This is a genomic window from Tsukamurella strandjordii (genome assembly GCF_039525985.1).
In the GTDB taxonomy this organism is placed as follows: domain Bacteria; phylum Actinomycetota; class Actinomycetes; order Mycobacteriales; family Mycobacteriaceae; genus Tsukamurella; species Tsukamurella strandjordii.
The window spans coordinates 367,030-379,459 of sequence record NZ_BAAAII010000008.1; the positions used below are offsets into that span (position 1 = coordinate 367,030).

Annotated in this window: 11 protein-coding genes; 6 read left to right on the top strand and 5 right to left on the bottom strand. The window is 69.7% G+C overall.

Annotated features, from left to right (window positions below; genetic code table 11):
- Nucleotides 1-126: 126 nt before the first annotated feature.
- The 3 genes from dprE2 to ABD108_RS16350 form a co-directional block, all read right to left on the bottom strand.
- The gene (gene dprE2, locus ABD108_RS16340) at nucleotides 127-888 is read right to left on the bottom strand and encodes a decaprenylphospho-beta-D-erythro-pentofuranosid-2-ulose 2-reductase (protein WP_220657285.1); all 762 of its coding nucleotides are present in this window, start codon (nucleotides 886-888) and stop codon (nucleotides 127-129) included.
- A 33-nt stretch (nucleotides 889-921) separates the two neighbouring features.
- A complete protein-coding gene (gene dprE1 / locus ABD108_RS16345; protein ID WP_220657286.1) occupies nucleotides 922-2,352 on the bottom strand; it encodes a decaprenylphosphoryl-beta-D-ribose oxidase in 1,431 nt (476 codons plus the stop codon).
- An 83-nt stretch (nucleotides 2,353-2,435) separates the two neighbouring features.
- The gene (locus ABD108_RS16350) at nucleotides 2,436-3,035 is read right to left on the bottom strand and encodes a TetR/AcrR family transcriptional regulator (RefSeq protein ID WP_220657287.1); all 600 of its coding nucleotides are present in this window, start codon (nucleotides 3,033-3,035) and stop codon (nucleotides 2,436-2,438) included.
- A gap of 113 nt (nucleotides 3,036-3,148) precedes the next feature.
- On the opposite strand from ABD108_RS16350, the gene ABD108_RS16355 reads away from it, so the two are divergent.
- Together ABD108_RS16355 and ABD108_RS16360 are read left to right on the top strand one after the other, a co-directional pair.
- Complete coding sequence (locus ABD108_RS16355) at nucleotides 3,149-4,309, top strand: acyl-CoA dehydrogenase family protein (protein ID WP_220657288.1); 1,161 nt, start codon at nucleotides 3,149-3,151, stop codon at nucleotides 4,307-4,309.
- A gap of 35 nt (nucleotides 4,310-4,344) precedes the next feature.
- Nucleotides 4,345-5,103, top strand: a complete 759-nt coding sequence (locus tag ABD108_RS16360; protein WP_220657289.1) for a 3-hydroxyacyl-CoA dehydrogenase — start codon at nucleotides 4,345-4,347, stop codon at nucleotides 5,101-5,103.
- 33 nt (nucleotides 5,104-5,136) lie between these two features.
- On the opposite strand, the gene ABD108_RS16365 is transcribed toward ABD108_RS16360, so the two are convergent.
- Nucleotides 5,137-5,373 carry an RNA polymerase sigma factor gene (locus ABD108_RS16365; protein ID WP_220657290.1) on the bottom strand — a complete coding sequence of 79 codons (237 nt, stop codon included), beginning with the start codon at nucleotides 5,371-5,373 and terminating at the stop codon, nucleotides 5,137-5,139.
- 191 nt (nucleotides 5,374-5,564) lie between these two features.
- Here ABD108_RS16365 and doeB2 point away from each other — a divergent pair, with 191 nt between their 5' ends.
- Genes doeB2 through ABD108_RS16385 form a run of 4 tightly spaced genes read left to right on the top strand, consistent with a single transcriptional unit; the run spans nucleotide 5,565 to nucleotide 10,591 of the window.
- On the top strand, nucleotides 5,565-6,713 hold the full coding sequence (doeB2, locus tag ABD108_RS16370; protein ID WP_343930822.1) for a N(2)-acetyl-L-2,4-diaminobutanoate deacetylase DoeB2: 1,149 nt from the start codon (nucleotides 5,565-5,567) through the stop codon (nucleotides 6,711-6,713).
- Nucleotides 6,714-6,750: 37 nt separating this feature from the next.
- Nucleotides 6,751-8,001, top strand: a complete 1,251-nt coding sequence (locus tag ABD108_RS16375) for an aspartate aminotransferase family protein (RefSeq protein WP_220657292.1) — start codon at nucleotides 6,751-6,753, stop codon at nucleotides 7,999-8,001.
- Nucleotides 8,001-9,215 carry an ectoine hydrolase gene (gene doeA / locus ABD108_RS16380; protein ID WP_220657293.1) on the top strand — a complete coding sequence of 405 codons (1,215 nt, stop codon included), beginning with the start codon at nucleotides 8,001-8,003 and terminating at the stop codon, nucleotides 9,213-9,215. Before ABD108_RS16375 ends, doeA begins: the two co-directional genes overlap by 1 nt.
- A complete protein-coding gene (locus ABD108_RS16385) occupies nucleotides 9,212-10,591 on the top strand; it encodes an NAD-dependent succinate-semialdehyde dehydrogenase (protein WP_343930823.1) in 1,380 nt (459 codons plus the stop codon). Before doeA ends, ABD108_RS16385 begins: the two co-directional genes overlap by 4 nt.
- Here the strand turns inward: ABD108_RS16385 and glmS are convergent, their stop codons facing one another.
- Nucleotides 10,592-12,427, bottom strand: coding sequence for a glutamine--fructose-6-phosphate transaminase (isomerizing) (gene glmS / locus ABD108_RS16390; RefSeq protein WP_220657295.1), 1,836 nt, complete (start codon nucleotides 12,425-12,427; stop codon nucleotides 10,592-10,594).
- Between the last annotated feature and the right edge of the window lie 3 nt (nucleotides 12,428-12,430).

Sequence of the window (12,430 nt, forward strand, 5' to 3'; positions counted from 1 at the left end):
GAGGATCGCGGCGGCGGCCAGGTCGAGCGCCAGGTCGCGTGCCCGGGGGGCCGCAACGGTGCTGTCGGTGTGCGTGTCAGTCACGCGGTCAGACTAAATGGTCCGACGTCCGAGCGGCTGCACGCATCAGATGGGGAGCTTCTTGAAGATCGGCTGCGGGATGTTCTTGAGGCCGAAGCTCACGAAGCCCCAGGGGCTGGGCGCGTAGATCAGCGACTTGCCCTTGATCGCGGCGTCCACGGCGAGCTTGCCGATGACGTCCTTGTCGATCGTCAGCGGGGCCTCCTTGACGTGCGCGGAGAACTTGGTGCGCACCATGCCCGGGCGGACCACGAGCACCGAGGCGCCGTAGGGCTCCAGGGCCTGGCCCAGGTTGAGGTAGAAGCCGTCGAAGCCGGCCTTGGACGAGCCGTAGACGAAGTTGCTGCGACGGGGGCGCAGGCCCGCGACGGAGCTCATGGCGATGATCTGGCCGTGGCCCTGCGCCTTGAACTTCTGGCCCAGCAGCACACCGACCGACACCGCGCCGGTGTAGTTGACCTGCGCCAGCAGCACGGCCTTGCGCTGGTTCTGCCACAGCTCCTCGGCGTCGCCGTCGAGGGCGAAGGCCACGATGGCCACGTCGATGTCGCCACCGGCGAAGGCCTGGTCGATCACGGCCTCGTGGGTGTCGAAGGCGGTGGCGTCGAAGTCGATCACGTCGACCGATGCCGCGCCGGCGGCCTTGACCTGGGCGACCGACTGCTCGCGCAGGGGATCGTTCGGGAGCGCGGCCAGCACCACGTGCTGGGTGCCCTTGGCGAGGTACTCCTCGACGATCGCGAGACCGATCTCGGAGGTTCCGCCGAGCAGCAGGACGGACTGGGGAACGCCGACGGCGTTGATCATGTGATTGCTTCCTTGGTTCTGTTCGGCCGGGTCTTAGGCGAGTTCCAGGCGACGGCCCAGATCGGAGATGAAGACGCCGGTGGGATCGATGCGACGGCGCGTGGCGATCCACTCGTCGATCTTCGGGTACATAGCGTGGAAGCGCTCCGCGGTGGTCCGCGAATCCTTCGCGGTGTACAGCCGGCCGCCCATGGCCATGATGCGCACGTCGAGCTCGTTGAGGAACTCGGCCAGGCCCCGCTTCACGGGGAAGTCCAGGCACACGTTCCAGCCCTTGAAGGGGAAGCTCAGCGGCGCCTGGTTGCCGTCGCCGAAGAGTTTGATCACGTTGAGGAAGCTCACGTGGCCGGAGGCCTGGATGTCCTCGATCAGCTTGATGAACTCGGGCTCGTTGCCGGTGGGCACGATGAACTGGTACTGGCAGAAGCCGCCGGTGCGGCCGTAGGCGTTGTTCCAGCCGCCGAAGGCGTCGAGCATGTGGTAGAAGCCCGCGAGGTTCTTCACCTTGCCCTGGCTGGGCGGCCCGGCGCGGAAGTAGGCCTCGCCCACCAGCGAGAAGTCGAACTTGTTCGCCAGCCCGTTGGGGAAGATGTTGGGGAAGCTGAGCAGCGGCTTGTTGTTGAAGCTCAGCGGATTCTTGCGGTACTTCTCCGGCAGCTCGTCGAGCGTGGCCAGGTTGCCGCGGGAGAAGGTGCCGCGGCCCAGCTTCGGCGGCGCGCTGATCGCGTCGAACCAGCCGGAGGCGTACTCGTAGCCGTCCTCGAAGCCGTCCTGCAGGTGCAGGTCGATGGTCTCCTGCAGCGAATTGGTGCGCTCGGTGTCGGCGATGAAGTAGGCGCTCTCGGTGCGCTTCATCTGGATCTTCGCGCGCAGGATGATGCCGGTCATGCCGACGCCGGCCACGGTGGCCCAGAACAGCTCACCGTCGGGATCGTCGGACGAGCCCTTCGGGGTGAGCGTGAGCACCGTGCCGTCGGCGGTCAACAGCGTCATCTCGAGGACGTGGTTGCCGAACGATCCTTGGCTGTGGTGGTTCTTGCCGTGGATGTCGTGCGCGATGGCACCGCCGATGGTCACCTGGCGGGTGCCGGGGAGCACGGGTACCCACAGGCCGTAGGGCAGCGCCGCCTGCATGAGGGTGTCGAGGTCGACGCCGGCATCGACGTCCACGATCGCGTTCTCCGCGTCGATCTCGTGGATGGCGCTCAGCGGCGTCATGTCGATGGTCAGGCCGCCGGTGTTCTGCGCCGACTCGTTGTACGAGCGGCCCAGGCCGCGCGCGATCACGCCGCGTCGCAGGTAGGCGGGCTTGTCGGCCTCGGCGTCGGCCACGACGGCGACCGCCTTGGCGATCTGGTCCACGTCCGGCGTGGACAGCACGTGCCCCTCGATCGGCGTGGTGCGCGACCAGCCCACCAGCTTGCGCGTCGAGATGGGCAGATAGGGAAGAGTTGTCTCAGACATCGCAGGCCAGAATACCGCTCGCTACCTGAGACCACGCTGAACTGTGACGCGGCTGTGGAATCGCACAGTCCGGTGCGGCGGGGTCAGTGCGGGTCGAGCGGCGCGGTGATCACGGACAGCTGCGGTTTCTCGTCCGACGGTGCGTCCGGCCCCCGCAGGTGGGTCCACATCGCGTCGACGAGGGGCTGCAGGAACAGGCTGCCCATCTGCCGCACCATCAGGCTGATCACCTGGTCGGATTCGGATCTGTCCGTGGAGGCGAGGTTCGCGGCGCGGAGGCGGACCACCTCGCTGCGGCCGAGTTCGGTGAGCCGGATCAGCAGCTGGGAGCCACCGGGGTCGAGGAAGGACCGGCGCAGGTAGTCGACGACGGCCGGCCGGCTGGCCAGCATGTCCTGCACGGAGGCGTCGCGGGCGGCGGCGACCTCGGCGGGGGTGCCGTCGTCGGGGACCCGGGCGATGGCCTGGGCGTGGTAGTCGACGACCTGCTGTTCCACCGCGCTGCGCAGTCCCTCTTTGGTCTTGAAGTGGTGCTGCACCAGCCCGACGGTGACCCCGGCCCGGGCGGCGACGGCGCGCAGGGAGACGGCGCTCTCGCCGTGTGCGGCGAACAGGTCGAGCGCGGCGTTGCGGATCCGGGCCTTGGCGGTCAGATCATCATCGGTCGCGGGGAGATCGGTCACTCGGTGTCCCTTCTACCTGCGAGATTCTAGCGGGTTCCCCCTTGCGCTATACAGCTGCATCGTAGACTATACAAACGTATCGTCCGTTTCGTGTGCAGAGAAGAGACCGTCGAATGACCGCACTGTTCCCCGACTACCGCCCCGCCTGGGAGACCCCGGAGCACACCGAGCTCCGCAAGCACGCGGCCGAGTTCTTCCGCCGTGAGGCCACGCCGAATCAGGAGCGCTGGGCCGATCAGCACCAGGTGGACCGCGAGTTCTGGAACAAGGCGGGCGATGCCGGACTGCTGTGCACCGAGCTCCCCGAATCGCTCGGCGGCGCCGGCGGCGACTTCGGGCACGACACGGTGGTGGTGCAGGAACTGGCCCTGTCCGGCGACTCCGCCTTCGGTTACGGCGTGCACTCGACGATCTGCGCCCACTACGTGGAGGACTGCGGCACCGAGGAGCAGAAGCAGCGCTGGCTGCCCAAGGCCGCATCCGGCGAGGCCGTCTTCGCCATCGCGATGACCGAGCCGGGCACGGGCTCCGATCTGCAGGCCGTGCGCACCACCGCCGTTCGTGAGGGCGATGAGTACGTGATCAACGGCAGCAAGACCTTCATCTCCAACGGCAGCCACTGCGATCTGCTGATCATCGTCTGCAAGACCGATCCCGGCCAGGGCGCGAAGGGCATCTCGCTGATCGTCGCCGAGACCGACGGGCTCCCCGGCTTCGAGCGAGGACGGGTACTCAAGAAGATCGGCCAGCACGGTCAGGACACGCGCGAGCTGTCCTTCACCGATATGCGCGTCCCGGCGGCCAACCTGCTCGGCGGCGTCGAGGGCCAGGGTTTCTACCAGCTCATGCGCCAGCTGCCCCGGGAGCGGCTGAGCATCGCCGTGGGCGGCGTGGCCGCGGCCGAGAAGGCGGTGCTCGAGGCGATCGCATACACCAAGGAGCGCAAGGCCTTCGGTAAGCCCATCGCCGATTTCCAGAACACCAAGTTCGTGCTCGCCGACGCGAAGACCGAGGTGCTCGCGGGTAAGACGCTGGTCGATCACTGCATCACCCTCGCGATCGCCGGCACCCTGGACGCCGGCACCGCCTCGATGGCGAAGCTGTGGGCCACCGAGATGCAGTGCCGCGTGATCGACAACGTGCTCCAGCTGTTCGGCGGGTACGGCTACATGATGGAGTACCCCATCGCCCAGCTCTACGCGGGCGCTCGCGTGCAGAAGATCTACGGCGGCACGAACGAGATCATGAAGGAACTCATCGCCCGCGGACTGTAGAAATCCTCTCGCTCAACCCTTTTCAGGAGACAATCATGGATATCGCAGGCAGTACGGCACTGGTGACCGGCGGCGCTTCGGGGCTCGGCCTCGCTACCGTGACCGCCCTCGCCCGGTCGGGCGCGAAGGTCGTGGCCATCGACCTCCCCTCCGCCGATACCTCGGCCCTCGATGCACTCGGGGCGGACGTGCGCTTCGCCGCCGCCGACGTGACCGACGAGGCGGGCGTGACGGCCGCCGTGGAGCAGGCGAACGCCGACGGCACCCTGCGGATCGCGGTGAACTGCGCGGGCATCGGCAACGCCATCAAGACGGTCGGCAAGAACGGGCCGTTCCCGCTGGCCGACTTCGAGCGCGTGGTGAAGGTGAACCTGATCGGCACTTTCAACGTGACCCGGCTTGCCGCGTACGCCATCTCGCAGAACGCGCCGGTGGGTGAGGAGCGCGGCGTGATCGTCAACACCGCCTCCGTGGCCGCCTTCGACGGGCAGATCGGTCAGGCCGCGTACTCGGCGTCCAAGGGCGGCGTGGTGGGTGCCACCCTGCCGATCGCGCGTGATCTCGCCTCGCTGCTGATCCGGGTGAACACCATCGCACCCGGCCTGTTCAAGACGCCGCTCCTGGGCACCCTGCCCGAGGAGGCGCAGCGCTCGCTGGGCGCGCAGGTGCCGCATCCGAGCCGCCTCGGCGACCCGTCCGAGTACGCGCAGCTCGTGGAGGCGATCATCACCAACCCGATGCTCAACGGCGAGACGATCCGCCTCGACGGCGCGATCCGCATGGCCCCGCGCTGAGCGGACCCCGATCACCGCGGCGCACCCGGAGCCTCAGGCCCGGGTGCGCTGTCGTGTCCGCCCCTGATCACAGGACCGCCGGCGCAGCCCCTCCAGGGCCCGGTGCTGGCGGAGCCGCACCGCGTTCGGCGTGATGCGCAGTATCGCCGCCACCTCGTCGACCGAGAGTCCCTGCACCACGCGCAGCTGCAGAACCCGGTACAACTCGGCCGGGAGCTCCGCCCGCAGCTGCGCGTCCACGGACGGATCGCGGGCGGTCGGGTTCTCCATGTGCTGAATCTATGGGATCGCACAGCGGGCGCACATCAGCCGAACGGCCGATGGAACTCCGCCGTTCGTCTACTCCCGCGCGCCCGGATCCCGCCTCGCGCGTCGGCCCCTCGGTCACGTTAGCGCGTGCCGCCCGACGATCGGCGGTACGTTGGAAGTGACCGAGACGGACCGCAATCCGAGGAGGTCCGATGAACGCACCGTGGGTCGAGACCCTGGCCCGGGCACGAACGCTCCGACACGAACTCCATCGCCGGCCCGAGATCGCCTGGGCCGAGCACGCCACCGCAGCCGCCGTCCGCGCCGAGCTCGACGCGATCGGAATCGGCTGGCGGCCCTGCGCGGACACCGGCACCGTCGCCCTGCTGGCCCCCGATGCGCCGGGGCGCCACGTGGCCCTGCGCGCCGACCTCGACGCCATGCCGATCGCCGAGGCCACTGGGCTCGCCCACGCCTCGCAGTCGCCGGGCGTGATGCACGCCTGCGGGCACGACGGACACACCGCGGCACTGCTCGCGGCCGCGCGCTGGCTGCACCGCCACGAGCCGGATCTCCCGGGGCCCGTCACCCTGCTCTTCCAACCCGCCGAGGAGGGCGGCCACGGCGCGCGCCGGATGATCGACGAGGGCTGCCTCGACGGGGTCGACGTGATCTTCGGCTGGCACAACTGGCCGGGGCTGCCGCCCGGGAGGGCACTGTGCCCGGCGGGCCCGGTGATGTCGGCGAACGGCACCTTCGAGGTGACGGTGCGCGGCCGCGGCGGGCACGCCTCCCAGCCGGAGGCCACGGCGGACCCGGTGCTCGCGGCGGCGGCGATCACGGTGGCGCTGCAGCAGATCGTGGCCCGCCGGACCGCGCCGCACGAGGCGGTGGTCGTGGCCGTCACCGCACTGCACGCCGAGAGCGCTCCCACGGTGACCCCGGACGAGGCGGTACTGTCCGGCAGCATCCGCGCCGCCGACGATGCCGCCCGGACCCGGGTGTTCGACCTGATCGAGTCGATCGCCCGCGCTACCGCCGATGCCCACGGCGTCGGCATCCGGGTGACGACCACGCCGCGGTACGGGGCCACCGTGAACCATCCGGGGCCCGCAGCCGAGTACGGCGAGCGGCTGGCCGCGGTGCTCGGCCCGCACTGGGCGGGACGGGCCGCCGTCCCCGTGCTCGCCTCGGAGGACTTCAGCTACTACCTGGGCGCCGTTCCCGGCGCCTTCGCCCTGCTCGGCTCCGCCACCGAGGCGCCCCTGCACAGCGCCGAGTACGACTTCGACGACGAGCTGCTCGATACCGCCGCCCGGCTCCTGGTGGGCCTGGCGGGCGCCCCCGATCCATCGCACTGAACGGAACCGACGAACGCACGGAACGAGAGGAATTCGCATGGACACCGCAGTATTCGACCAGCACGAATCGGAGGTGCGTGCGTACTGTCGCGCGTTCCCCACCGTATTCGCCTCCGCCTCCGGCGCTCGCCAGGTGGACGAGGCGGGCACGAGCTACATCGACTTCTTCGCCGGCGCGGGGGTCCTCAACTTCGGTCACAACAACCCGAAGATGAAGCGCGCCCTGATCGACTTCCTCGAATCCGATGGGGTGGTGCACAGCCTCGACACCTACACCACCGCCAAGCGCGACTTCCTGGCCCGGTTCCACGAGGTGATCCTGGCTCCCCGCGGGATGGATCACCGCATGCAGTTCACCGGGCCCACCGGCACCAACGCCGTGGAGGCCGCGCTCAAGCTGGCCCGCCTGGTGACCGGCAGGCGTGAGGTGGTGGCGTTCAGCCACGGCTTCCACGGGATGACCCTGGGGGCACTGGCGGCCACCGCGAACGAGGCCTTCCGGCAGTGGGCGGGCGTGCCGCTGCGCGATGTGGTGCGCCTGCCTTTCGAGACCGCGCCCGGTGGGAAGACGGCGCTCGCCGAGTACGCGGCCGCCCTCGAGGATCCGTCGAGTGGGCTCACGCCGCCCGCGGCCTTCCTGGTGGAGGCCGTCCAGGCGGAGGGCGGCGTGAACGTGGCCGGCGCGGAGTGGTTGCGCGCGGTGCAGGAGCTCGCGAAGAAGACCGGGGCGCTGTTCATCATCGATGATATCCAGGCCGGATGCGGCCGCACCGGAAGCTATTTCAGCTTCGACGGGTACGGCCTGGACCCCGATATCATCACCCTGGCCAAGGGGCTCGGCGGCTACGGAACCCCGATCGCGATGAATCTCAACAAGCCGGGCATCGATGCGCAGTGGTCGCCCGGCGCGCACACCGGCACCTTCCGCGGGCAGGGCCTGTCGCTGGTGGCGGGCACCGTGGCCCTCGACTACTTCGCCGACGACACCCTCATGAAAGCCGTGGCCGCACACGGCGAGACGATGCGCTCGAAGCTCGCCGCGATCGCGGCAGCGCACCCGGACCGGGACTGGGAGGTGCGGGGCAAGGGCATGATGCAGGCGCTCGATGTGGGCGACGGCGCGCTGGCGAAGCGGGTCCAGAGCGCCTGTTTCGAGGCCGGGCTGCTGATCGGGCCGTGCGGCAGCGGAGGCCGGGTGCTGAAACTGATTCCACCGCTCACCATCTCGGAAGAGGATCTCGCCGAGGGGCTCGGCATCCTGGAGCGGGCCATCGCGGAGGTGAGCTGATGCTGGTCCGTGACGATATGACCTTCGAGCCGGCCGAGTACCAGCGCAGGCTCACCGAGCTGCGCGAGCGGATGCAGAAGCGCCAGCTGGACGCGGTGGTGATCACCGATCCCGAGAACCTGATGTACCTCACCGACTATCAGACCACGGGCTACTCCTTCTTCCAGGCGCTGGTGGTGCCGCTCGACGACGAGCCGGTGATGATCACCCGCGCGATGGAGGAATCCAACGTGATCGCGCGCACCTGGGTCGAACGCACCCGGCCCTACCCGGATACCGGCGACGCGATCCAGGAACTCGTGCTCACCCTGAAGGAGGCGGGGCTCGGTACCAAACGCGTGGGCTACGAGCGCAACAGCTACTTCTTCCCCGCCTACCAGCAGGACCGCGTGCACACCTCGTTCCAGCAGGGTGTGCTGATGGACTGCTTCGGCATCGTCGAGGCGGGGCGGGCGCGCAAATCCGATGCCGAGATCGCGGTGATGCGCAAGGCCGCCCGCGCCGCCGAGGCCGGTATGGCGGCGGGACTCGAGGCGGCGGTGCCGGGCAACACCGAGAACGATGTGGCCGCGGCGATCAGCGCCGCCATGTTCACCGCCGGCGGCGAGTTCCCCGCCGTGATGCCCTACGTCGCCTCCGGGCCGCGGTCGATGATCGGGCACGCCACCTGGGAGGGGCGCACCATCGAGCCGGGCGAGCACGTCTTCCTGGAGGTGGGCGGCTGCTATCGCCGGTACCACACGGCGCTGATGCGGACGGCGGTGAACGGCGAGCTCAGCGAATCGCTGTCCATCGCGCAGGAGACCATGAAGACCGCGCTGGAAGAACTGAAAGCGGTGATGGGCCCGGGGCTCACGGTCTCGGACGCGGACTCGGTGGTCCGGCGGATCATCTCCGACAATCCGGTGGGTGCCCGGCTGGTGACGCGATCCGGCTACTCCATCGGCATCGCCTTCCCGCCGTCCTGGGACGAGGGCTACATCCTGAGCCTGAACCCGGGCGACTTCACGGCGCTGGAACCGGGCATGACCTTCCACGTGATCCCGTGGATGTGGGGCGTGGACGGCGATAAGACCGTGGGCATCTCCGACACCATCCGGATCACCGAGACCGGCTGCGAGTCCTTCTTCACCCTGGACGAGGACTTCACCGTGCACGGCGGCGCCGCTACCGCCGCGCCGCCGATTCCCGCCGAGCGAACGGAGGAGACATGACCGCCGAACTCACCGCCATCGACCCGTCCACCGGGCAGGTGGTGCGCACCGTCCCCGCCGCGGGTCCCGAGCTCGTCGAATCGACCCTCGCCCGCGCCGAGGCGGGGTACGACCGCTGGCGCCGAACCGGATTCGCCGAACGCGCCGAACTACTGCGTGCGGTGGCCGCCGAGTTGCGGCGCGGCACGGCGGATTACGCGATGATGATGACCGAGGAGATGGGTAAACCCATCACCGAGGCGCGGGGCGAGGTGGAGAAGGCCGCGTGGGCCGCCGAGCACTACGCCGATCACGCCGCCGAGTACCTGGCCACCGAGACCGTGGCCTCCGATGCCACCCGCAGCTACGTGCAGTACCTGCCGATCGGCCCGGTGCTGGGCGTGCTCCCGTGGAATGCACCCTTCTGGTTGGCCTTCCGGTTCTGCGCGCCCGCGCTCATGGCGGGGAACACGTGCGTGATGAAACACGACCCGCACGTTCCCGGGTGCGCGGCCGCGATCGCCGGTGCCTTCCGCGCGGTCGGCGCGCCCGACGGGGTCTTCGCCTCGTTGCCGGTGGCCACCGCCGATGTCGAGGCGGTGATCCGCGACCGCCGGATCCGCGCCGTCTCCTTCACCGGATCCGGGCGGGGCGGCGCCGCGGTGGCGGCCGTGGCCGCGAGCGAGATCAAGCCGGCCGTCCTGGAACTGGGCGGGTCCGATCCCTGCATCGTGCTCGCGGATGCCGATCTGGAGGCCGCGGCCGATGTGATCGCCCTGTCCCGCATCATCAACGCCGGCCAGTCGTGCATCGCCGCCAAACGGATCATCGTCGAGCGTCCCGTGCACGACCAGCTGGTGGAACTGCTGCACATCCGGTTCGCCGCACTCCGCGTGGGCGAGCCGCGCGATGAGGCCACCCAGGTGGGCCCCATCGCGCGGGCCGATCTGCGCGACAACCTGCATCGGCAGGTCACCGAGACCGTGGCCGCCGGCGCCACCTGTGTGATCGGCGGTGAACTGCCCACCGGCGCGGGCTACTTCTATCCGCCCACGCTGCTCACCGGCGTGCGGCCGGGGATGGCGGCCTGCGCCGAGGAGACCTTCGGCCCGGTCGCCGCGGTGATGACCGCCGTGGACGCCGACCACGCCCTCGACCTCGCCAACGCCACGCCCTACGGCCTCGCCGCGAGCGTGTGGACGTCCCCCGAGCGCGGCGAGGCCCTGGCGCCGCAGATCGAGGCCGGTCAGGTGAGCGTGAACGGCATCGTCAAGACCGATCCGCGGCTGCCCAGCGGCGGTGTCAAACGCTCCGGCTACGGCCGCGAACTGGGACGCCACGGCATCCATGAGTTCGTGAACGCCCAGCAGGTGTGGGTGGGCCCGAAGCGGGAGTGATTACTCGACGGTGACCGACTTCGCCAGGTTGCGCGGCCGGTCGATGTTCAGGCCCAGGGACAGCGCCGCGTAGTAGGCCAGCAGCTGGGTGGGGATCATCAGCAGGATCGGGTCCAGCTCGGGCTCGCTCTTGGGCACGGTGAGCGTCACCTTCGACTCGGGCAGCTCCACGCCCGGGTTGGTGATCGCCACGATATCGCCGCCGCGGGCGGCGATCTCGTGCAGCGCACCCACGTTGCGGTCCAGCAGCTCGTCGTCGGGCACGATCGCCACGGTCGGCAGCTCCGGGCTGATCAGCGCGAGCGGGCCGTGCTTGAGCTCGGAGGCCTGGTAGGCCTCGGCGTGGCGGTAGCTGATCTCCTTGAACTTCTGCGCGCCCTCGCGGGCGGTGGGGTAGCCGCGCACCCGGCCGATGAAGAACAGGCTGGGCGCCTCGGCGAGCAGCTTGGCCGCCTTCTCGATCTCGTCGGGTGCGGCGATGATCTCGCCGATCTGCGCCGGCAACTGCTTGAGCGCCTTCACGATCCGGGTACCGTCGGTGATCGACAGATCGCGCACGCGGCCCAGCGCCAGCGCCAGCAGAGCGAAGCCCACCGCCATGTGGGTGTTGGCCTTGGTGGAGGCCACGGAGACCTCGGGGCCGGCGTGCAGGTAGATGCCGCCGGACACCTCGCGGGCGATGGTCGAGCCGACCACGTTCACCAGGCCGACGATGGTGCCGCCCTTGCGCTTGACCTCCTGCACCGCGAACGCGGTGTCGGCCGTCTCGCCGGACTGGCTCACGGCCACGTACAGGGTGTCGGGCTCGATGATCGGGTTGCGGTAGCGGAACTCGCTGGCGGGCTCGGCATCCGCGGGGATGCGGGCGAGCTCCTCGATCACCGAGGCGCCCAGCTGGCCCATGTAGTAGGCGCTGCCGCAGCCCAGGATCTTGACCCGCTTGAACCGGCGCATGGCCTGCGCGTCCAGGTTCAGGCCGTCGAGGCGGGCGGTGGCGAAGCGCTCGTCGAGGCGGCCGGAGAGCATGCGCTCGAGCGACTGCGGCTGCTCGGCGATCTCCTTGAGCATGAAGTGGCTGTGGTTGCCCAGCTCCAGCTCGTCGGGCGAGATGTCCACGGTGGTGGCCGACTTCGCGACGGCGCGGTTGTCGTCCGCGCTGAACATGCGGAAGCCGGAGGCGGTGACCGTGGCGCACTCGCCGTCGTCGAGGTGCACCACCTGGCTGGTGTGCCGCACCACGGCGGAGATGTCGGAGGCCACGAACATCTCCTTGTCGCCCACGCCGATGATCAGCGGGGAGCCGTTGCGGGCCACCACGATGCGATCGGGATGCTCGGTGTCGAGGACCGCGAGGGCGTAGGTGCCGCTGAGCCGGGCCAGGGTCTGGCGGACGGCGTCCTCCAGGGTCTCGGCGCCGCTGCGGGCGATCAGGTGGGCCACCGCCTCGGTGTCGGTGTCGGAGGTCAGCTCCACGCCCTCGGCCTCGAGCTCGATCCGCAGATCGCGAGCGTTGTCGATGATGCCGTTGTGCACCACGAAGATCCGCTCCAGGCCCTCGGCGTCGGGGGCGGAGGCGTGCGGGTGGGCGTTCGCCTCCGACGGTGCGCCGTGCGTCGCCCACCGGGTGTGGCCGATGCCGGTCTTACCGGCCAGACGCTTGGGCAGCGCGGCCTCCAGATCCCGGACACGGCCCACGCTGCGGACCCGCTTGGCGCCCGAGGGGCCGAGCACGGCGATGCCCGCGGAGTCGTATCCGCGGTATTCGAGCTGGGTGAGCCCGTCGATGAGGATGTCCACGGCCGTCTGGCCACCGATGTATCCGACGATTCCGCACATGCT

Bases quoted from the DNA above. Each gene is read 5' to 3' on its own strand.
- dprE2 (WP_220657285.1), bottom strand. From the start codon at position 888: ATGATCAACGCCGTCGGCGTTCCCCAGTCCGTCCTGCTGCTCGGCGGA.
- dprE1 (WP_220657286.1), bottom strand. From the start codon at position 2,352: ATGTCTGAGACAACTCTTCCCTATCTGCCCATCTCGACGCGCAAGCTG.
- ABD108_RS16355 (WP_220657288.1), top strand. From the start codon at position 3,149: ATGACCGCACTGTTCCCCGACTACCGCCCCGCCTGGGAGACCCCGGAG.
- ABD108_RS16360 (WP_220657289.1), top strand. From the start codon at position 4,345: ATGGATATCGCAGGCAGTACGGCACTGGTGACCGGCGGCGCTTCGGGG.
- ABD108_RS16365 (WP_220657290.1), bottom strand. From the start codon at position 5,373: ATGGAGAACCCGACCGCCCGCGATCCGTCCGTGGACGCGCAGCTGCGG.
- doeB2 (WP_343930822.1), top strand. From the start codon at position 5,565: ATGAACGCACCGTGGGTCGAGACCCTGGCCCGGGCACGAACGCTCCGA.
- ABD108_RS16375 (WP_220657292.1), top strand. From the start codon at position 6,751: ATGGACACCGCAGTATTCGACCAGCACGAATCGGAGGTGCGTGCGTAC.
- doeA (WP_220657293.1), top strand. From the start codon at position 8,001: ATGCTGGTCCGTGACGATATGACCTTCGAGCCGGCCGAGTACCAGCGC.
- ABD108_RS16385 (WP_343930823.1), top strand. From the start codon at position 9,212: ATGACCGCCGAACTCACCGCCATCGACCCGTCCACCGGGCAGGTGGTG.
- glmS (WP_220657295.1), bottom strand. From the start codon at position 12,427: ATGTGCGGAATCGTCGGATACATCGGTGGCCAGACGGCCGTGGACATC.